A 19182-nucleotide genomic window follows, 5' to 3' on the forward strand; every position below is an offset into this window, starting at 1 on the left:
ATCCCCACCCATCTTGGCGAAACTGTAGCTGACTCGATTGAGAACTGCTGTACATCCCGCCGGGTGAGGCCAAAGATCTTTCCGTTAAGCTGCTCATGCACTTTAATCGCTCCTGAGCGTGCCAACCTGCTTCCTGAAGAGGACGTTAGGAGGGCTTGCCAAAGGGCTTGCCAAAAAAGATATGCCGTTTAAAACTTTAGTGTCAGCCCTTCTCACATCGTGTGTATCGCGAATAGGATTGAGGTACAACAATCTTACTGAGGCAAGCAGGGTTGAGCAACAGCAGAATTGCTGTAGGTCAATCTAATCACTCTAACTGGAGCGACAACCTGGAGCGACAACAGATTTTGCAGTTCACAGCTCAACATACGAGCTTGCAAAACATCGCTGCTTGCTAAGCACCAACTCGTTGAAATCCTCCGGATTGTCCCCTTAACCTGAGGATGGAACAACAATAACCGTTCGAACGTTTGTTCTGTTATTTTGTGCTGCCGTAAGCAGCAATGCACCCATTACCCAAGTTAAGTTCACTCAAGTTGCCGGGAATACAGTGCAAGATGGCTAGTGGAATCTTCCCCCCCAATCGGCGGATCGCGAATACCTCATTAATGAAAAATGCCTCTGGTCGGGAGGCATTGTTGTGGCGGGCAACGTTCTTTATGTTGGGTGTCACCACGTTGATGAGCGTCTGTGTTTTGCGTCTGGCACAGTTACAGCTTGTAGAAGGACAATATAACCAGAATTTGGCAGAACAAAACCGCGTGCGGCCTATCCCCGTACCTGCCGAACGAGGCAACATTGTCGATCGCAACGGCAAGCTGTTAGCCAGCAATCGTTTGTCCCGCGCGGTTTACCTCTGGCCCCGGCAACAGTCTCGTAACGAATGGCGGGAAACTGCAACCCGTTTAGGAGCCATTCTCAATATTCCATCTCAGGAAATTCTCGACAAGCTAGAACAAGCAGGTTATAACTCGCCGTTGCCTGTGCGGGTCAGCCAACAGTTGAGCCAAACGGCCTTCGTCGCAATGGCTGAACAGGCAACCCAACTACCCGGGGTGGAAATTATTGCAGGTTCAAGCCGTCACTATCCCTACAATCAGCTTGCTTCCCACGTCATGGGATACATTGGGGAAGCTAGCGAAGAGGACATGCAGGCCAATCCCAGCTACCCCAGCGGCATGATTGTGGGTCAAATGGGTGTGGAGCGGATGGCAAACGATCGCCTGGAAGGAGCCTGGGGCAGCCGCTTGGTTGAGGTGAATGCAGGTGGTCAGGAGATCCGGCTGTTGGGTTCCAAGGAAGCCGTGGCTGGAAGCCAGGTTCGGCTAACGCTAGATGTCGATTTACAGCAAGCGGCTGAGCGGGCATTAAATGGACGGCGCGGTGCGGCTGTTGCCCTAAATGTCAACACGGGAGAAGTTCTGGCGTTAGCCAGTAATCCAGCGTTCGATCCTAATATTTTCACTCGTCGGGTTTCTCAAACCGAGTGGCAAGCCTTGCAAGAAGGAGATCAGCCTTTCCTTAACCGGGCACTGCAAGGCTATCCGCCTGGAAGTACGTTCAAAATTGTGACAGCCACCGCTGGAATGCAGTCGGGTAAGTTTTCGCCTAGCTCCCGGATTGGCACCTCAGCCTATTTAAGCATGGGAGGCATCCAGTTTTGGGAACACAGCAAGCATGGGTATGGTGTCATCGGCTTTAAAGAAGCCCTGGCGGTTAGCAGTAATACCTTCTTCTTCCGTGTGGGGTTAACCGTCGGAGCAGAGCAGGTGGCAAAGTGGGGCAAGATTCTTGGCATTGGCACGACTAAGCTGGGGCTGGAAGGTGAGAGCCTGGGATTGATCCCCACTCCAGATGAAAAAGAAGAGCTGTATGATGAACCCTGGTACGCCGGGGATACGGTGAGTATGTCGATTGGCCAGGGATTGGTGCAGGTGAGTCCACTAGAGTTAGCGGTGATGTCGGCGGCGATCGCTAACGGTGGCTGGCGAGTCAAACCTCACCTTCTGGCTGACCAAACCAACACTCCGGCCACTGAACGAGTGGCGACGGGGATTGATCCGGGAACAATTGAAACCATTCAAGCTGGTATGGTGGCTGTGGTGCAGCAGGGCACAGGCAAACGGCTCAACGATGGCTCTATTCCGCTAACGGCAGGCAAAACGGGAACATCTGAAGTGGTGGGACGCAAATCCCACGCCCTGTTTGTGGGCTATGGCCCAGCCGCCGACCCGCAGATTGCGATCGCTGTCATCGTTGAAAATGGCGGATATGGTGGGGTGGCTGCCCTGCCCGTTGCCCATGAAATCTATAAAGTTTATTTTGGGCGATCGGCTCAACCAGCCAAACAGGATTAGGCAACGGGTTTAACCATCAATTTTGTATCCTGGAAGGCAGATGGTTCAGGAGGTTTTTATGCAACGGTTCCTGCTGGTTAGCCTGACTTGCATCCTGCTGATAGCAGTTGGTGCTTGCAGTTCATCTACCGAAACCCCTGCTGCTGCACCGCTGCACTCTTCCCCTATTTCATCCAATGCCGCATCCCCACCCGCAGTCTTGGTCGAGAACTTGAAATCAGTGCTGTTGGCGGATTACGGCATTGCTCCAGATGAAGCAATCGTACAACAAACGGAAGAGGTGCAGTGGGCAGATGCTTGTTTGGGGGTTGCCAATCCAGATGAATTCTGCGCTCAGGTGGTTACTCCCGGCTATCGGATTGAGTTTGCTACGCCGGAAGGAACGTATGAGTTTCATACCGATGAATCCGGACAGACGTTTCGGTTAGCGCGATCGCCATCAGAGCAACCGCCATCAGAGCAACCGTCATCAGAGCAACTGAGTAGTTCTGTCCTGGACGTTCAAAAGATAGTATTCGGTGGGGTGTAGCAGGCCATTTCGCGATCGCCCTAGACGCGATACGCTAATGCGAACCGAGCGATTCCCGCCAGATCAGGATGAACCTGAATATCTCGGTAATGCCCCTGGGCTTGTAGCAGCTCAACTACAGCGGCTGACTGCCCTGCCATCATCTCGATTAACCATACGCCTCCTGAGATCAAATAGGCGGGTGCCGTGGTAACCAGTTCACGAATGCAGTCTAACCCGTCTGTTCCGCCATCTAGTGCCAGATGCGGTTCATGAAGCGTGACTTCTGGCTGCAAGTCGGGCAACCAGGCGCTAGGAATATAGGGAGGATTAGACACCACACCGCTGAGCAACTGCCCTGGCGGCTCTAGCGGCTGAAACCACGACCCTTGGTGAAACTGAATCTGAGACTCGAAGCCCATTTGCCGTGCATTGGTTTGTGCGATCGCCAACGCCTCGGCACTAGTATCTACGGCATGAACCACCGCATTGGGAAAGGTGGCGGCCAACCCCAGCGCGATCGCACCGCTGCCAGTACCCAGATCGACCCATTGCCCATCTCGCAAGCTCAAATTGGGTTGAGTCGCGGCGATCGCCAGGTCAATTAAGCTCTCGGTTTCTGGCCGGGGAATGAGAACAGCAGGCGAGACGGTGAGTGAAAATTGCCGCCAGGGGGTTGTTCCTGCCAAATACTGAATTGGGACGCGCTGCTGGAGCCGCTGCTGCCAGAGCTGATTCAACTCAGATAAGGCGATCCGCAGATCAATTGCACGTCGATCCTTAAACAGATCAAATCGCAGAGCTAGCCGATCTAGCCCTGCGATATCCTGGAGCAGCCAGTCAACCTCAGCAACCGGAACATCTGCCTCGATCGCCTGTTGACGGGCTGCAAGCCGCCACTGCCACAGTTCTACACCAGAGACAGTAGCCATAGGTGAGGTTATTGAGCGGGCTGTTGCCGACGCTGCTGGTTGGGGCGAGCCGGGGCTGGCTGCTGACCGGGGCGTTGTCCCTGGCGCTGCTGAAGCGACTGAATAAATTCGATCGACTCCCTGGGTGGAACCAGCAAAATTTGATTCAGCGCTTCGTTGTCGCTGGTCTTTAACTCTTCAATCAAGCCTTCCAGATTATCTACCTCAACAACCAGGCTAGAGGCCAGCTCAGGCTCAACCTGGCTGAGGCGATCGAGCATGGCCTGCAACCCCTCTCGTTCCAGAAAGATAGGAATCACCTGCTCCTCACCGCGAGTGATCGTCAGGTAAACGCCCTCCTCTGTCGATGACTGAGCCGTAAAAATGGGAACCCCTTCAAACTCGGTTGGATTGGCTCCATCCTGTTGCAATACTGTTCTGGCCGCTTCAACCTGTTGCTGCATTGGAATGAAGGCAAATGCTAAACCGTCTTGGCGGTTATTGGCATTGGCTAGCTGATACACTTCTGCCAACGAAACAGGTACGACCTGCACTCCTCCAGCAACCTCAGGATTTTGTTCTCTAAGATTGCTCAGAAACGTTTGAGCATCTTGCTGGCTAATAAACACATTCGCGATCGATGGGCCTTGCTGTCCTTCAGCAGGAGATGCTACTAACGGTTGTCCATCGGCACCGGCCAACGCGAACACCGGAACAGGGCGTAACCGCTCCATCACTTGCTCATCGGTCAACGCCTGTACCTGAGCGGTTCCAGCAAACAGAGACCCCAGTAAGATGCCTCCTACCAGACCGACTGTTGTACTCCAACGAACTACTGATTTCATAATGGCTCCCGCAATAAAACTGGATTGAGTCTCTAACAGGTAAATCGTCTATTCATTTAGCCCAATGGGAGGTTCAGAACGACTCGTCCGCTCACTACTTCACGGCTGGCGATCGCTAGTCTCTATCGTAATGACTCACGTTCATTGAGATGCAAATAAAAGTCAACGATTCAGTCCTCTGCAAAGTCTTAAACATTAAACGCTACTCAATCCACAGTTGGGCATGGTTTCTCTGGAAGATATATGGCTCAATTGTGGTACTGATGCAAAATTACAGAAGACTAGATTTACATAAATTAAAGCCGCAAGCAACCCTCAGCAGTTGACTGTGAATAGTCTTGCAGCTTCCTATGCTGATGACCAGCCTCGTTTAGAAATAGTTCCTACTCTCGGCTTGTCCACCGAAACACGGACAGCAGAGAGGATAACAAAGGTGTTTCTAGCCGCAACAACAAAGTAACCCTACCTTCAAAATAACCGCTTTTGCCGTAGCCTGTTTTAGACAAAGGAACTGGCCCGGCGGAATTTTAACCTCATGCCGTCAGGGGCATCGTTGATAGATTCTGTTACAGAAACCGATTAGCCAACACAAAACGGTATTCTTGTGATCTTCAGTAGTCATCGTTACTTTATCTTGTTTTATTTCAGGTGGCTGATATGAATCACTTTACTTGTTTCACAAGTCACAGTCGCAGGTTGTTGGCTCACAAGCGCGGTCGCTTAGCGGTTCAAAGTGGCGCGATCGCTCTACTGTTATTTGTGTCAGCGTGCGACAACCAGACCCAAACCCCTCCATCTCCGGGTGCCGAGTCTCCTGCCGCATCGGGTGGCGGTACGCTGAAACTGGGCACCCTCCTTCCCATCACCGGAGATTTGGCGCAGTATGGTGGCCCCATGCAAGATGCGGCGCAACTCGCGGTGCAAACGATCAACGGCTGTGGCGGAGTCCTGGGACAGGATATTGAACTGATCTCAGAAGATGACCAAACCGAACCAGCCGCAGGAGCCGCTGCGATGACCAAACTGGCAGAAGTAGACCGGGTAGCTGGCGTTGTCGGTGCAGCGGGCAGTGCCGTGTCGAGTGCGGCGGTCGATATCGCTGTGCGGAACCAGGTGGTTGAAATCTCCCCAGCCAGTACCAGTCCAGATTTTACCGCCCGAGCCGAACAGGGAGAGTTTGATGGCTTCTGGTTCCGCACCGCGCCGCCGGATACCTTTCAAGGAGATGCTTTGGCGCAGTTGGCCGACCAGCAAGGGTTCCAGAATGTTGCGGTTCTGGGAATTAACAATGACTACGGCAATGGCTTAACTCAATCATTTATTTCGGCCTTTAAAGAACTGGGTGGAACGGTGACAAACGAGTCCAACCCAACTCGGTATGCCCCGGATGCTGCCACGTTTGATTCTGAATTGAGTGCTGCATTTAGCGGCAACCCTGACGCGGTGTTGCTGATTGCCTATCCTGAAACGGGTAGCCTGATTTTGAAGGCTGCTCAAGAGCAAGGGCTGCTGGATGGAGAGACGCAAATTATTATGACCGACGGCATGAAGACAGACAACTTAGGCGAGTTAGTCGGTCAAACGGCTAATGGTCAATTCATTACGGCGGGTATGCTTGGCACGGCACCCAGTGCGGGTGGGCCAGCGATCGCCCAGTTCAGGGAACTCTATACCAACGAGTTCAACCGCGAACCTCAAGTTTACGATCCAAACACCTGGGATGCGATCGCAGTATTGGCTCTGGCGGCTGAGTCGGCTCAGGCAACGACGGGAACAGCGCTCAAAGATGCGATTCGTGATGTGGCGAATGCGCCAGGGCAAGATGTCGATGATGTTTGTGAAGCGCTAGCGCTGGTTCGGGACGGGCAAGATGTTAACTATCAGGGCGCTAGCGGCAGCGTAGACTTTGATGAGCAGGGTGACGTAGCTGGCAGCTACGATGTCTGGACAATTAGCGACAGTGGCCGCCTGGAAATTCAGGAGACAATTACCGTCGGTGGTGATCCAGACAGCCCTCCGGAAGCAACCAGCAGTCCTCAATAAACGGTTCTTGGGGTACGCCTCAAATCAAAAGGGTTAGGCATTGCCTAACCCTTTCCTGTATCGGGATGACAGGATTTGAACCTGCGACATCCTGCTCCCAAAGCAGGCGCGCTACCAAGCTGCGCTACATCCCGTTTTGCCAATCTCCATTCTACGCGCTTATTGGCAAAATGGCATACTGTTTTACTTTTTCTCTGGTTGTACCAATCTGCTGGGGTGCTTCACACCTGAATATGCGACGTCAGCACACCGTATTCGGAAGCAGTACTGTCCTGCGAAAACCGTTCCCTGCGAAAATCGTTCTGCAAACGGGACAGCACACCACGTCGCTTACCAGTAGAAATTACTAGGATAGAAGAGTCCCTCCTCAACGGCACGTATGGCAACTGTCAAGCCCTCTAGCCAACCTGTGGTGCGATCGCGCAATTGTCCGATTGCGCAACTGCCTGGACTCAGCGCCCAAGATCAAGCAAAACTAGCGAACCACGGAATTCACACTACCTTTGACTTGCTGCAACAAACTGAAACGCCAGCCCAAAAGCAGGCGATCGCCACAGCGTTACAAATTCATATCCAACACATCAATAAATGGGTTGCACTGGCAGACCTGGCTCGAATTCCAGAGGTCGGCTGCGAACATTGTGGCCTTCTGCTCCATGCCGGCATTGCGTCTCCAGCACAATTGGCACAGGTGCCGATTCATCGCCTGCACCGTCAAATTCTTAAACTGCAAGTAGCAACCATGCAGCGACAGGATCTTTGCCCTTCTGTTGATCAAGTCTCACGCTGGATTCAGCAGGCAAAGGGGGTGGGAGTGTTAAACACCCAGGGCAAACAGAAGGCTTGAACCCATAGAAAAATGGCTGCAAGCGGTTCCCGTATGGATCTGGGCGATCGCGCTTGGCAGTGCTGCCTGGTTTTGCGAGTTTCAAGTCCGTAGTAGGCACCTCACAGCCTCAAGCCAACGCCCAAGGGACTATCGGCAACATGATGAACTGCGTTCTTTGCCTCAGCTTCAGCGGCGAAATACCTCAGCTTCAGCGGCGAAATATAGTATCACTCAGGATACCAAAACATTCCTTTAATCCCTTCTGGGTCAGACATAAAGCCCAGCCCCCGATAAAAGTCCACCACCTGCGGGTCGGCAAATAAAGTAATGTTACTAATGTCTTCGCTTCGCAGCTTTTTAATCATCTGCTGCATTAACGCCTTGCCCAGCCCTTTACCTTGATAGTCTGGATGCACAACCACATCCCAAATCGTCGCGTTGAAAGCATGATCGGAGGTGGCACGAGAAAACCCAACGAGCCTGCGTTGAGTGCCTCGTTGTTCCCACATGGTGACGACCAGAAAGCTATATTGAATCGCCTTCTTGACTTTTCTCAGCGGACGGCGCGACCAACCTACCGCATCACACAGTTCTTCTAGCTCATACAAGTCGATATCTCGATCGGTACTAAAGAAGATACGGGTGCTGCTGGCTGGGGCACCTGGAACTACATGCCCTTCCGATTGTGGTTGCTTCGGTGTGGCAGTAGCATCAGAGGCACTGAATAAACTTTTCCAAAAACCCATGCAGGCGCGGTTAAGGTAATGAAGTTGGGTAGCAATACATAGTTAGTATATCTCTCGTACTATTCTTGCAATGGGTCTTCTAGAAATAAATCTTTTTAGTAAGCCATTTTGCCTAATTCAGCCAAGACCGATCGACTGATGCAATTTAGGCTCGAAGTTAGGGTTCTCTAAATAAATGAGAGTGTACTCGCTCGATATGAGTGTACTCGCTCGATCGCACTCACCGTTAACCTGGCAAGCAAGGTTGATCCCATGTTATGGCTCCGGGTCTGAAAACATCGACACTGGAACTGCTAAAACGCTTCAACCGGGCATTTCCCCAGTTTTATGAGCAGTTTGTTAGCAGTGAAATCCAGCTTCAAAATCTGCGGCTCGCCTATCAGCTTTACAAAAGCCGACAGGCGGTTATTGAGCTAAATCCTGAGGGCAGCAAAAGTGCCTTACATTTTGCCTATCGCAATCAGTCTTTCTTGCTCAGCGATATTTTTGGGGTACTGGCGGCCTATGGATTAACCATTCATAGCCTTAGCTTATATGGCCAGATTTATCCGCCCATGCTGGTGTTTATTAAACTTGTCGTTTCCCGAGGTGGCAAAGCGCTAACCGATAAGACTGCTGAAAACGTCTGCCGTGCTGTTCGAGAGGCGCTGGCAGGCCGTTTTGAGGTTGAGGAGATGCTGGCAGTCGAATTTAACCTGGATGCAGGCTTAGAACAGGTGGAAACCGAGTTTTATGTTGATCCGGTATTCCACTTACCGGCTCTGCTGATTGAAGCAGACAACCAGCCTGGATTGTTTTACAAAGTGATGTATGCCATTTGGCAAGAAGATTTGCTGGTGGTCAATGCCAACTTACTGGTTTGGCGAGGTCGAACTCGACTAATTCTCTATCTGTTGGGGCCAAATGAAAACCTCATTCCAGAATATCTAGGGCAAAAGATTGCCGAAGGAGTGAGACAACGTTTGTTGGGACGGCGATTTTGAAACGGCGGCATCGCTTCAACATTCGCAACACCGCTGCCCAGGAGACTGGGCGATCGATTCATGCCTAAGCCAATTTTCAACATAGCTAACCCCGATTGAACATCACCACGTTTAATCGAATGTTGCTGCACCATGCTGCAGGACATTAGTAACGAGCGATCGGGTCATGGCAACCATCCGATTGGCGATCGCCGCTTACCAATGCCCCACCCTGAAGATGTCAACCTCAAATGCAGCCGGAACTACTCTGCCGTTAGTCGCGCTGAGCTAGCAGAAGCCGTTAACGGCAGACCGTTTCTGGTTGTACCACCATTGTCGGGCAAGGAGCATACCGAACGACGTAGCGGCTAACACTTCCCAAGAGCACCTCTCGCATATCGGATGAGCCTCCATGCCCAATCACCACCAGGTCAGCTCGCCAGCGTCGCGCAAATTGGCAGATCCAAACAGCCGCGTCACCCATTTCGCATATGTAGCGAGTGCTAACTCCCTGATCGAACGCATGGTAACAATACCCCTGAAAATCTTTGTGGATCTGCGCCACATCTTGCAGGTGGTCTTGCTGAAGTTGCCGCAGCCTGTTTCGTCCTGATAGCCCAAAGCTGGTGTCTAGCATTGGAGAAAATTCGGCGAGCAGCCTCGAATTAAAACAGTGAGCCAGCATCAGTTCGCTGTTGTGTTTTACTGCCAACTGCAACGCTCTTGAATACACCTCTGTTGCCAGTGGCGATCGATCCAATGCTGCCATAATTCGCTGAAACCCCATTTTTCACCTCCTGACTGCTAACGGTTCGGTCGTGATTGGTAAAGCGCCGAAGCAAATGGCTCAATTCAAAAACGTTTGCGAATTAGGAATGCCTAAAATGGGGCAAGGAAACCGTGCTGCAAGCTGCTGCACGATGGGATGTTCGGCGGCTCGGCAACCCAGGAACAGCAGGTCTGCCGCTTCGCTCACTGCTACCGCGTTCAGTTCTTCAGCCACGGGCCCAAACCGGAGGTGGGTACTGAGAGAACCGCGCCACTCGTCGGCCAGACACCGCGCTTTCCACAGAATTTGATCGACTTCCTCTAGCTGCGTCTCCGTTAATCGGTTGGCTTGAGGTCGTGTTAGAACGGCACTACTCGTGGATGCAGGTGATGCCAACTCCCGGCTACGTTGAGTGCGGCCAAGGGCGCGATCGCCCTGTTTTACCCGTCTGCCCGCTGCCCGATTTGGCTCGGCAGAGGGTTCAGCCACGTACACAACATGAACCGTCACCGGGGCTTGTGTTGCTAGCCGGGTTTGGTGAGCAATCCACAGCGCTAAATCAAGCGATGTTTGGCTATTAAATGTGCCAGTGTATCCCACCACCAGGTTGACGGTGGAGCGATCGCCCGCTCGTACAGTGGCCTTAGATGCCATCGGAAACAGGGGCTTCGACGCGAGCAAAATTTGCTCAACCAGGTCTTGCTGCCCCAGAGCCGTTTGCAGACGCGCCAACATCGTTTTTGTTTTCATAGCCATTAACCTCTCGTTATGTCAAAGAAAAAGCGGTGAGAGGTGGGTTGAAGTCGGGGCAGTCCCGCTCAGGAGTGTCTAGGGCAACAGCCGCGATCGCTGTCTTTGAGTACTCCTTCCACTGCCGACGGAGTTAGCTGACGGGCGAGGACTGGAAGGTGTCCTTCTCTTTCAGATGAAGGCAAATCGTAAACCGATGAACGTCACCATTTACCCGCTATCTCCCAGAAATAAGCCCCAAAGTTTGGTTCCTCCGCTCTGAATCTCACCAGGATTCAAATTAGGCAACCCACTCAATTCTCAAATTCACGAAACGAAATCACACGTTTAATGCATCAATCCTGGCTGAAGTGGTGGTCGAGAAAATTGAGGGCATGGTTGCGAAGTGCGAAAAATTCTTTAGACCCGCGCACATCTTCGATCTTGCGAGGATGAGGGAATGGCACCTCCAAAATCTCCCCAATTTTGGCGTGGGGGCCATTGGTCATCATAATGATGCGATCGGACATAAAGAGCGCTTCATCCACATCATGGGTAATCATCATCACAGCCTGACGGTGATTCTCCCAAATATCCAACACCTGGCGCTGGAGCTTGCCACGAGTCAGCGCATCAAGCGCCCCAAACGGTTCGTCCATTAGCAAAACCTTAGGACGAATGGCCAGCGCTCGCGCAATTCCAACCCGCTGCTTCATTCCACCAGATATTTCGTCTGGGTATTTGTTTGCAGCTTCTGTCAAGTTCACCATCGCTAGATGCTCGTTTACGACCTGCTGCTTGTTGGCAGAGGAAAGATGGCTGAGCACTTCATCAACGGCTAAACGAATGTTTTCCCGAACCGTTAGCCACGGCAACAGCGAGTAGTGCTGAAACACCATCATGCGATCGGCTCCAGGCTTACGAATTTCCCGATCTTCTAGCCACACAGCTCCCGATGTGGAACGTTCCAAACCGCCCACAATTTTGAGCAGAGTAGACTTACCACAGCCAGAGTGGCCAATCACAGAAATGTATTCATCTTCGCCAATAGAGAGGTTGATGCCGTCTAAAACGACGGTTTCTCCCCCATTAGGGGTCGGATACGCTTTAACCAAATCCTCAATGACTAAAAAACCCTTTGAGGTGGTTGCAGCAGCAGAACTCGCTAAATGGGTGTTTGGTTTAACCATCAGTAAACTCCAGGGTTCAGGTAATGGGTGATAGGTAGTAAGTGATAAGTGTGAGAGCAACGATTAGAACCTACTGTTCGTCCCTCTGCACTGTTCGTCCCTCTGCCCAGTCAGGAAAGATAGATACGTGTAGGCCGATTGGCACGGATTTCAAAGCGATTTAGATAACCAATCGGATCGCTTGGATCGAAGCCTATGTTGTCGATGAAGGCTTCTGGAGGTTCAACTTTGTAGTCATCCGCCGGACATTCAATACCCATTTCTCCAGCAATTTCCCGATACAAGTCTGTTCGCCAAGCGCTTCTTGCTAACTCTTCTGCATTTTGAGGAAATTCGGGAAGTTGTCCCCACCGGGCAGCCTGTGTCATCAGCCAGAGGCTCTGGGATTGCCACATAAACGTGGAGTGATCGTTAGGAACGGTAGAAACCGTAGACGGTACATTGAAGAAGATCGTTGTCTCATCGGGGGCTTCCACTAAACGCGCTTTGTCATCAAAGCCGCCGTAATTGTAGTTACCCAAAATGGCTGGCCCTGTGAATTTGGTAATGCAATCCGGTAGAGAGCCAATATTGTCTGGCGTAATGGCTGGTGGTGCCTGACATGTCCTGGGTTTGGCCGCCGTGTAAGATACCCCTGTGATGATTTTTGCAACCTCTTCCCGATTGGCAGGGTTACCGCAGTATCGGCAGGCTTCAATCATCGCCATTACCAGAGAGCGGTAGGTTTTTGGGTTTTCTGCAATGAAGGACTCCATTACACCCAACACGCGATCGGGATGCCCACGCCAAATTTCCCGACCCTGGGCAAAGGTAAATCCAACTCCTTCATTGCCGCTAATTGCTCGCGTATTCCAGGGTTCTGCCACCATGTAACCCTCCATGGCCCCAATGCGGATATTGGACACCATTTGGGGCGGCGGTGTGATGATGATACGGAATTCATTAAGAGGATCAATGCCTGCTGCTGCCGATAGATAACGGATGAAATATTCGTAGATTGCAGAACTAAGCACCACAGCCCAAACCCGTCGGTTGGGTGGCAGGTTGCTGAAATGGCGACGGAAGTCTTGACCAAATGCGTCTAAATCTCCGTTATATTCCTGCCAGGGTCGGACGCCGTTATCCCACATCGCCTGGTTCATTGTCATCGCATTGCCATGACGATGAATGGTCATAGCGGCGCACAGCGGCGCTTGGCGGGCACCTTCTGCCCCGGTTCGAGCATTGGTTACGGCTCCCGATACCACCGGCGACGCATCAAGACGACCAAAGATGATGCCATCACGAGAGGTTGCCCAACTTGCCTCTCGATTCAGAGTCACATTCAGGCCATATTTGTGAAAAAAGCCCTTTTCGGCAGCGATCGCAAATGGCGCGCAATCATTGACCGGAACATAACCAATCGTCAAATTTGACTTCTCCAGCGTCCCCGGATCGACCACTTGATCCATGGCCTGTGCGGCTGGAGTCAATACCTGGGGGCGGTTGCCAGATCGAGCGGCACAGGATGCCAGCGTTAACCCAGTGGCCGTTGCCCCAAACCGTTTGATGAACTTGCGTCGGCTCCATTGATTTGTGAAATGACTCATGCTTGGCTCCCTTAACCTGGGCTTTGATCGTCAACCAGGCTGTAGCGGTTGGTTTTCAGCAATTGCAAGCGAAGATGTTGTCTAAAGGTGTAAACAGATTTCCTGAGAGGACTGGCGGCGATCGCCGCAAAATGACCGCACTCAACGGCAAAAAGTTATTTCGACTGAAGTGATATTGAGCCACCTAGGCTTCAACTTGGGAAACGGGACGATGCGTTACCAACTCCTGAAGTTTGCCCACAGCGAAATCCAAAATTAGCCCGGTGAAACCAATGACCAGTACAGCTAGAAACACAGAACTTAAATTCAATCGGTTCCACGAATCCCACACAAAGAAGCCAATGCCAATGCCGCCAGTGAGCATCTCTACCGCAACAATGACCAACCAGGCAATCCCCAAACTGATTCGCAGGCCTGTAAAAACATAGGGCAAACTAGCGGGCCAAATTATTTTGATAATTTGTCGCCAGCGAGGCATTTCTAACACTCGCGCTACATCAAGGTAATCCTTAGAAACGCTAGAAACACCCAACGATGTATTGATGATGGTGGGCCAGAGGGACGTTACAAAAATGACGAAAATGGCGGAGGGGTTAGCCAGGTTAAAAATAGCCAGAGCGATCGGCAACCAGGCCAGGGGAGATACGGGCTTGAGAATTTGCACGATGGGGTTTAACGCCATCATTGCTTGCCTGGACATGCCAAGCAGGAAGCCAACCGGAATGGCAACCAGGGCACCCAGGCCAAACCCAATCAACACTCGTTTCAAGCTTGCCAACAGCAGCCAGCCAATGCCCAAATTTCCAGGGCCTCGACGGTAAAAAGGGTGCAAAATGTAATCTAAATTGGCAACGAGCGCTTCCCAGGGAGTTGGCATCAACTCACTGACAAAAGCGGCAACAACCCACCAGAGCAAAATGAGACCAGCAAAGCCCAGCAAGGGGAGCAGCACAGCATCTCGAACGAGAGCCGGACGAACGGAACGTTGCCAGGCCACTTGAGCCGTTAGAAGAATGATCTGAAGATTGAATTGCAGCAGCATTAACGCCTCCTGAATGTGCGGTGTGAGCGCATACCAGCGGACGCAGTGCGCCTAAATAAAGCGCACAAAAAAAGCGTCACTCGAACAGTCACGAGGACACTGAAGAATATCAAGCAGTAGAAAAAATGCTGATTCTTCAGTCTCCCCTCAATGCCTACGGAGTTAGCTGACGGGCTAGGGCTGAGAGGTGCCCCTCTTGAGAACGAGAAAACCGAAGAGCGTACAGATGGGCTGTACTTGCTTTCAATCGCTGTCAAGATTCGCCCCGAGGATTGGTTCCTCCGCTCTGGCTTTACCTGGTATGGGTATAGCGACAGATTAGGCTGACTTACTTATTGGTTTTACCCAAGGTAACATCGCCGTCTGGATGAGTCAATCAAACCAGAGGCAGACCGATGAAGCATGATAAACAGAAGGGTGGGATCTCAGTCCGTTCTGCTTACTCCTTCCGAAGCGGTTCTGGAACCCCTACGGATGAAAGGCCAGCGATCGCTTTCAGGTTTTGGCAGCGCACCAGTTCAACAAAGTCGAGCGGGCGGCGTTCGATCTGAGCCACAGCTTCGATTGCACTGAGCAGATGACTGGCCGCATCCGTTTCGCTGTATCCCCGTCGTTGTGCTACTCGCATCCCGGCTTCATCGGCTTCGAGTTCGGCCTCAGTCCCGCGACTCTTTCGCCAAATTTGGGAAGCCGCTAATACGGTTAGTCCTCCAGCCGTGACAATGCCAACTGGATCAACTTGTACCAGTTCGACCAACGTGGCGACGACCCCAGCGGCGGCTAGCCCCTGGGGTAAGCCCAGCTTAAACATCTGTTGAGTTGTAAGCCAGCCTACGGTTCGCAGCAGCAGCAGATCTCGCTGGGGGCGTGTCAACTGTTCCCACAGGCCAAAGTTGATGCCAATGGGACGAGCCTGCTGCCAGGGCAGGGGGGGGTGAGTTTGAATCACGCTCGTCTGGTCGGGCTTGTCTAGAATTTTGCAGTACATTCGTCCTGATGCTGGCATCAGGTCAATTAGTCGATAAATCTCCGAGTCTAAGTTCATGGGATTTCATGCGCCGTTGCGATAACTGGTGCAGCCCTAACCACTTGACTGTACCTAACTAATGATCAAACCGCTTACTTGACCGTAGAGCAATATTTTTCGACACAACGAACAAACATTTCGACCCCCATCCCCAGAGCCGTTTCATCAAAATCAAACCGGGGGTGGTGATGCGGATAGGCTAACCCTCGTTCTGGATTGGCTGAACCCAGGAAGAAGTAGCATCCCGGTACCTCTTGCAAGAAGAAGGACATATCTTCGCCGCCCATCGTTTGGCAGTTGGGCACGACTCCAGCCGGCGTTTCGATCACCGTTTCGGCAACAGAGCGAATCAGGTTGGCGATCGCTCCATCGTTAATTACAGGTGGATACAGCTTGCGGTAATTTAGCGTATAGCTGGCTCCATGACTCTGACAGACCCCGGCAATAATCTGCTCGACGCGCTGAGCAAAGAAGGTGTCATAGGCCGGGTCAAAATAGCGAACGGTGCCGCTTAACTGAGCCGAGTCGGCAATGACGTTAAGAGCGTGTCCGGCATGGAACTTGCCGACGGTCACTACTCCTGACTTTAACGGGTCAACATTCCGCGCCACAATCGTTTGTAGCGCATTGATCACTTGCGACCCAACTACAATGGAATCGATCGTTTGATGCGGCATGGCACCATGCCCACCTTTGCCGCTAATGGTGCAGTCAAATAGCTCTACGGCAGCCATTAACGCGCCATCACGCACACCAGCCGTTCCCAACGGCAAGTTATTCCACAGGTGTAACCCAATAATGGCATCCACATCTGGATGTTTTAGTACACCCGCCTCAATCATCGGCTTGGCACCACCGGGTCCCTCTTCGGCGGGCTGAAAAATGAGCTTGACCGTTCCGGTAAATGACTCTGGATGGCGTGAGAGGTAATAGGCCACCCCCAGAGCGATCGCCGTATGCCCATCATGACCACAAGCGTGCATAACACCCTCGTGTTGCGATCGATAGGGCACCTCATTTTGTTCTTGAATGGGGAGGGCATCCATATCAGCCCGAATGCCCAAGACTGGCCCTGGCTGGCTCCCTGGGATTAAAGCGACAATTCCAGTTTTAGCAATGCCCGTTTGATGGTTAATTCCCCATTCCGTGAGCTTTTGGGAGACAAATGCGGCTGTTATTTCTTCGCGAAACCCCAATTCTGGTCGCTGATGCAAATGCCGTCGCCATTCGACCAGTGGCGCTTGCAATGATTGGATCTCTGCACGAATGCGGGACGTATCAAGCGAAGGAGATAGGGGAGTGGAAACCATAGAATGGACGACTTCAATACTGTATTGTTTGCATCATCAGGGTTTGGGGCACCTTGAGCGCACTGCGCCAAGACACAGCCATGACTGGTTATATCTCTAAGGTAGCGAATTGTTGGGTTCCTGCTTGGTGTAGATTATTGGGTTCTATCAGTTGTATGAATGATGCTTCTCCTGTGCCACCGGGCTGTCGGCTCCGTCCTGCCCACTCGACCGATCGCTGGATGATTCAGACGTTGTTACAGACCTTCGACCAGGAGGTGCCGTCTCCTCCAAACCCCTACGCCCACATCATACGATATGCCGTTTTAGGAGGACTCGTAGCGATCGCCGTTCACATAGTGAAAACCGCATCCATTCAAGTATTGCTGCTGCTGGCGCTCTATGCTGCTGGAATGGTGCTGCTCTGGTTAATCGTGCTGTTTAGCATCGCCTGGTTCAGCAACGACTGGTCAAAATACTGGGTAGTCGAGTGCAATGGGCATCTGGTTGCCTGTGCCAAACTGTGCCGCTATAAAACGCATTCAGCCATTTACAACGTGTTCGTTGCAGATCGCTGGCGCAAGCAAGGCATTGGCTCTTGCTTGATGCAGCAACTGATACAAGAAGCGACTCGCCCGCTCTACCTGGCCTGTTTTACCAGAACCATTAGCTTTTATCAGCAGCTTGGATTCAGTCAAGTGCCCCCCAAAGACCTTTCACCACTCCTGCGCTACGAGTTGGGCTTATCCAGCCGCCTGAATGTTGTGCCGATGCGGTTGGCGTAACGGTTCATGATCTGTTGTCAGGCTCAGGGGACTGAAGGGGGTGAATGGTCGCATTGACTCCCCAATTACCCATACTTGAGGGACTTTTGTTTCAGTTTTGGCTGATTTCGCGATCGCCGATGGCTACTCCGCGATGCTGTATAGCGAATTGTCTATTGGCAAACATCGTTCCAAATCTAGATTAGAAGCCACCCGACTCAGTTGCTCCAAATCCGTTGGGTCTGCTAGATGCTGAATGCAACCCAGAATTGGCTTTTGAGTCAGGGATTGAATTAGCCTGGTGGGTGCCCAATCTGCTAATTCTTGCTCAGAGCAGGGTTGAACGCAATTGAGAATGATGCCTTTGAGATGCACCCGCGACTGACGGGCAAGCGCCACGTTGGCAACGGCTTGGGCGATCGCTCCTAGCCGAACTGGAACCACCAACACAACCGGAATGCGCCAATCCCAGGCGAGGTCAGCCACGGTCGTTTCGTGAGTCACCGGAGAGCCAAGCCCGCCCAAGGATTCAACCAGCACAAAATCTCGCTGTTGCGTCAGGGCTTCAAACTGCTGCCATGCCAGTTCTAAATGAATTCGCCTCCCTTCTCGTTCTGCCGCGATCGGTGGGGCAAGCGGTGCCTCAAAGTGAATCGGATTGATCTCCTCTGGAGACTGGTTGAGGGCAGGAAATAGCCGAGAATACAGGTCGCGATCGCCCACCCCTGTTTGCAGAGGTTTCAAAATTCCTAAGCGGTGAGGCAGACAGTACGCTTGCCAGTAAGCCGCCAAAGCCGTAGTCACCACCGTCTTTCCAGCATCGGTATCGGTGCCAGCAATCAATAATGCGTTCAAACGTTACTCCGGAGTACGAACACTAACATCAAGCGTGTAGTCGGTTGGCTGAGTCGCAATGACATCAACAATATAATCTCCACTCGTTGGCAATTGTGCCTGCCATTGCACCAACCCACTGGCATCTTCTACAAGCTGCCCGTTGGGGTAGCGAATATCAAGCGTTACCGCTCCCTCGGCTGCTTCAACACTTAGAATCTGCCCTGCCTGTGCGTTGATCAGATACCGCTTAATGACAGCATTGCTGGCCTGATCTGAAACGGTGGTACCCTCTGCCCCCGCCGGAAAGTTGAGCTGCTCAATATCAATTTCGGGTTCTACCGTCGTGGGGGTGGGCGTGGGCGTTATTGTAGGGGTTGGTTCTGGAGCCGCTTCCAAACTGAGATTCAAATTGTAGTTGCTTTCTGTTGATAACCCCTGCACCGGTCGGAGCTGAATAAAATAGTCTCCAGTGTAGTCAAAGGGGCCTTGCCAGGATTGCACTCGAATCGAATCGTCCCGAACGGGTTCCCGGTCTTCTGCTAACACAGTGAGTAAGACCCCTTCCCCTTGCAGCGAAGCGGTCAAGGTTTGCCCTTCTTCACCCGAAACTACATAGTTGACGGTTTCGTTTGGTCGGAGTCGCCCTTCTACCCGGATGGCTCGTCCAGGAGCCAGTTCTTCAATCTGCTGATTGTACTCAGTGACTTGTTCCGTGGGGGAAGGACTGGGAGTGGGAGTGATGGTG

General features: G+C 52.1%; 17 protein-coding genes, 1 tRNA gene, 1 pseudogene and 2 riboswitches. Of the genes and pseudogenes, 6 read left to right on the forward strand and 13 right to left on the reverse strand.

All coding sequences use genetic code 11. The features are described from left to right. Positions 1-608 precede the first annotated feature (608 nt). Positions 609-2357 carry a penicillin-binding protein 2 gene (gene mrdA / locus IQ268_RS29715; RefSeq protein WP_228035843.1) on the forward strand — a complete coding sequence of 583 codons (1749 nt, stop codon included), beginning with the start codon at positions 609-611 and terminating at the stop codon, positions 2355-2357. A 58-nt stretch (positions 2358-2415) separates the two neighbouring features. Next, a complete protein-coding gene (locus tag IQ268_RS29720; RefSeq protein ID WP_193886679.1) occupies positions 2416-2886 on the forward strand; it encodes a hypothetical protein in 471 nt (156 codons plus the stop codon). A 20-nt stretch (positions 2887-2906) separates the two neighbouring features. Here the strand turns inward: IQ268_RS29720 and prmC are convergent, their stop codons facing one another. Both prmC and IQ268_RS29730 read right to left on the reverse strand, forming a co-directional pair. Then, positions 2907-3797: a peptide chain release factor N(5)-glutamine methyltransferase gene (prmC, locus tag IQ268_RS29725; RefSeq protein WP_193886681.1), complete on the reverse strand. Its 891-nt coding sequence runs from the start codon at positions 3795-3797 to the stop codon at positions 2907-2909. Between the two features lie 8 nt (positions 3798-3805). Then, positions 3806-4621: a Tic22 family protein gene (locus tag IQ268_RS29730; protein ID WP_193886684.1), complete on the reverse strand. Its 816-nt coding sequence runs from the start codon at positions 4619-4621 to the stop codon at positions 3806-3808. A 657-nt stretch (positions 4622-5278) separates the two neighbouring features. Between IQ268_RS29730 and IQ268_RS29735 the strand changes: the two genes are divergently transcribed. Then, positions 5279-6664, forward strand: a complete 1386-nt coding sequence (locus IQ268_RS29735; RefSeq protein ID WP_193886686.1) for an ABC transporter substrate-binding protein — start codon at positions 5279-5281, stop codon at positions 6662-6664. Between the two features lie 60 nt (positions 6665-6724). On the opposite strand, the gene IQ268_RS29740 is transcribed toward IQ268_RS29735, so the two are convergent. Beyond that, positions 6725-6798, reverse strand: a tRNA-Pro gene (locus IQ268_RS29740). 245 nt (positions 6799-7043) lie between these two features. Here IQ268_RS29740 and IQ268_RS29745 point away from each other — a divergent pair. Beyond that, a complete protein-coding gene (locus tag IQ268_RS29745) occupies positions 7044-7511 on the forward strand; it encodes a DUF4332 domain-containing protein (RefSeq protein ID WP_193886688.1) in 468 nt (155 codons plus the stop codon). 209 nt (positions 7512-7720) lie between these two features. Here IQ268_RS29745 and IQ268_RS29750 read toward each other — a convergent pair whose 3' ends face one another. Then, on the reverse strand, positions 7721-8239 hold the full coding sequence (locus tag IQ268_RS29750) for a GNAT family N-acetyltransferase (protein ID WP_193886690.1): 519 nt from the start codon (positions 8237-8239) through the stop codon (positions 7721-7723). Between the two features lie 257 nt (positions 8240-8496). Between IQ268_RS29750 and IQ268_RS29755 the strand changes: the two genes are divergently transcribed. Next, positions 8497-9222, forward strand: coding sequence for a hypothetical protein (locus IQ268_RS29755; RefSeq protein ID WP_193886692.1), 726 nt, complete (start codon positions 8497-8499; stop codon positions 9220-9222). Between the two features lie 280 nt (positions 9223-9502). Here IQ268_RS29755 and IQ268_RS29760 read toward each other — a convergent pair whose 3' ends face one another. From IQ268_RS29760 to IQ268_RS29790, 7 genes are all read right to left on the reverse strand, one after another. Then, positions 9503-9988, reverse strand: coding sequence for a universal stress protein (locus IQ268_RS29760; RefSeq protein WP_193886694.1), 486 nt, complete (start codon positions 9986-9988; stop codon positions 9503-9505). 60 nt (positions 9989-10048) lie between these two features. Further along, a complete protein-coding gene (locus IQ268_RS29765) occupies positions 10049-10720 on the reverse strand; it encodes a universal stress protein (protein ID WP_228035844.1) in 672 nt (223 codons plus the stop codon). Between the two features lie 107 nt (positions 10721-10827). Then, positions 10828-11017, reverse strand: a riboswitch (cyclic di-AMP (ydaO/yuaA leader). 38 nt (positions 11018-11055) lie between these two features. Then, positions 11056-11889: an ABC transporter ATP-binding protein gene (locus IQ268_RS29770; protein ID WP_193886696.1), complete on the reverse strand. Its 834-nt coding sequence runs from the start codon at positions 11887-11889 to the stop codon at positions 11056-11058. A gap of 110 nt (positions 11890-11999) precedes the next feature. Continuing rightward, a complete protein-coding gene (locus IQ268_RS29775) occupies positions 12000-13478 on the reverse strand; it encodes a CmpA/NrtA family ABC transporter substrate-binding protein (RefSeq protein WP_193886698.1) in 1479 nt (492 codons plus the stop codon). A 184-nt stretch (positions 13479-13662) separates the two neighbouring features. Beyond that, positions 13663-14520 carry a nitrate ABC transporter permease gene (gene ntrB / locus IQ268_RS29780; RefSeq protein WP_193886700.1) on the reverse strand — a complete coding sequence of 286 codons (858 nt, stop codon included), beginning with the start codon at positions 14518-14520 and terminating at the stop codon, positions 13663-13665. Between the two features lie 136 nt (positions 14521-14656). Then, a riboswitch (cyclic di-AMP (ydaO/yuaA leader) is annotated at positions 14657-14855 on the reverse strand. Between the two features lie 104 nt (positions 14856-14959). After that, positions 14960-15565, reverse strand: a complete 606-nt coding sequence (locus IQ268_RS29785; protein WP_193886702.1) for a DUF3318 domain-containing protein — start codon at positions 15563-15565, stop codon at positions 14960-14962. A gap of 74 nt (positions 15566-15639) precedes the next feature. Next, a complete protein-coding gene (locus IQ268_RS29790) occupies positions 15640-16857 on the reverse strand; it encodes a M20 family metallopeptidase (protein ID WP_193886705.1) in 1218 nt (405 codons plus the stop codon). Positions 16858-17012: 155 nt separating this feature from the next. On the opposite strand from IQ268_RS29790, the gene IQ268_RS29795 reads away from it, so the two are divergent. After that, positions 17013-17621 (forward strand): GNAT family N-acetyltransferase, encoded by a 609-nt coding sequence (locus tag IQ268_RS29795; protein ID WP_193886707.1) that lies wholly within the window; start codon positions 17013-17015, stop codon positions 17619-17621. A 123-nt stretch (positions 17622-17744) separates the two neighbouring features. On the opposite strand, the gene bioD is transcribed toward IQ268_RS29795, so the two are convergent. Together bioD and IQ268_RS29805 are read right to left on the reverse strand one after the other, a co-directional pair. After that, positions 17745-18455 (reverse strand): dethiobiotin synthase, encoded by a 711-nt coding sequence (gene bioD / locus IQ268_RS29800; protein ID WP_193886709.1) that lies wholly within the window; start codon positions 18453-18455, stop codon positions 17745-17747. Between the two features lie 3 nt (positions 18456-18458). Continuing rightward, positions 18459-19182 (reverse strand): annotated as a pseudogene (locus tag IQ268_RS29805) (serine/threonine protein kinase); the annotation flags it as partial.

Origin of the sequence: Oculatella sp. LEGE 06141 (assembly GCF_015207605.1) — a bacterium.
In the GTDB taxonomy this organism is placed as follows: Bacteria; Cyanobacteriota; Cyanobacteriia; order Elainellales; family Elainellaceae; genus Oculatella.

Bases quoted from the DNA above. Each gene is read 5' to 3' on its own strand.
- mrdA (WP_228035843.1), top strand. From the start codon at position 609: ATGAAAAATGCCTCTGGTCGGGAGGCATTGTTGTGGCGGGCAACGTTC.
- IQ268_RS29770 (WP_193886696.1), bottom strand. From the start codon at position 11,889: ATGGTTAAACCAAACACCCATTTAGCGAGTTCTGCTGCTGCAACCACC.
- IQ268_RS29750 (WP_193886690.1), bottom strand. From the start codon at position 8,239: ATGGGTTTTTGGAAAAGTTTATTCAGTGCCTCTGATGCTACTGCCACA.
- IQ268_RS29760 (WP_193886694.1), bottom strand. From the start codon at position 9,988: ATGGGGTTTCAGCGAATTATGGCAGCATTGGATCGATCGCCACTGGCA.
- IQ268_RS29785 (WP_193886702.1), bottom strand. From the start codon at position 15,565: ATGAACTTAGACTCGGAGATTTATCGACTAATTGACCTGATGCCAGCA.
- IQ268_RS29745 (WP_193886688.1), top strand. From the start codon at position 7,044: ATGGCAACTGTCAAGCCCTCTAGCCAACCTGTGGTGCGATCGCGCAAT.
- IQ268_RS29765 (WP_228035844.1), bottom strand. From the start codon at position 10,720: ATGAAAACAAAAACGATGTTGGCGCGTCTGCAAACGGCTCTGGGGCAG.
- IQ268_RS29795 (WP_193886707.1), top strand. From the start codon at position 17,013: ATGAATGATGCTTCTCCTGTGCCACCGGGCTGTCGGCTCCGTCCTGCC.
- IQ268_RS29735 (WP_193886686.1), top strand. From the start codon at position 5,279: ATGAATCACTTTACTTGTTTCACAAGTCACAGTCGCAGGTTGTTGGCT.
- IQ268_RS29775 (WP_193886698.1), bottom strand. From the start codon at position 13,478: ATGAGTCATTTCACAAATCAATGGAGCCGACGCAAGTTCATCAAACGG.
- ntrB (WP_193886700.1), bottom strand. From the start codon at position 14,520: ATGCTGCTGCAATTCAATCTTCAGATCATTCTTCTAACGGCTCAAGTG.
- IQ268_RS29755 (WP_193886692.1), top strand. From the start codon at position 8,497: ATGGCTCCGGGTCTGAAAACATCGACACTGGAACTGCTAAAACGCTTC.
- IQ268_RS29790 (WP_193886705.1), bottom strand. From the start codon at position 16,857: ATGGTTTCCACTCCCCTATCTCCTTCGCTTGATACGTCCCGCATTCGT.
- prmC (WP_193886681.1), bottom strand. From the start codon at position 3,797: ATGGCTACTGTCTCTGGTGTAGAACTGTGGCAGTGGCGGCTTGCAGCC.
- IQ268_RS29720 (WP_193886679.1), top strand. From the start codon at position 2,416: ATGCAACGGTTCCTGCTGGTTAGCCTGACTTGCATCCTGCTGATAGCA.
- IQ268_RS29730 (WP_193886684.1), bottom strand. From the start codon at position 4,621: ATGAAATCAGTAGTTCGTTGGAGTACAACAGTCGGTCTGGTAGGAGGC.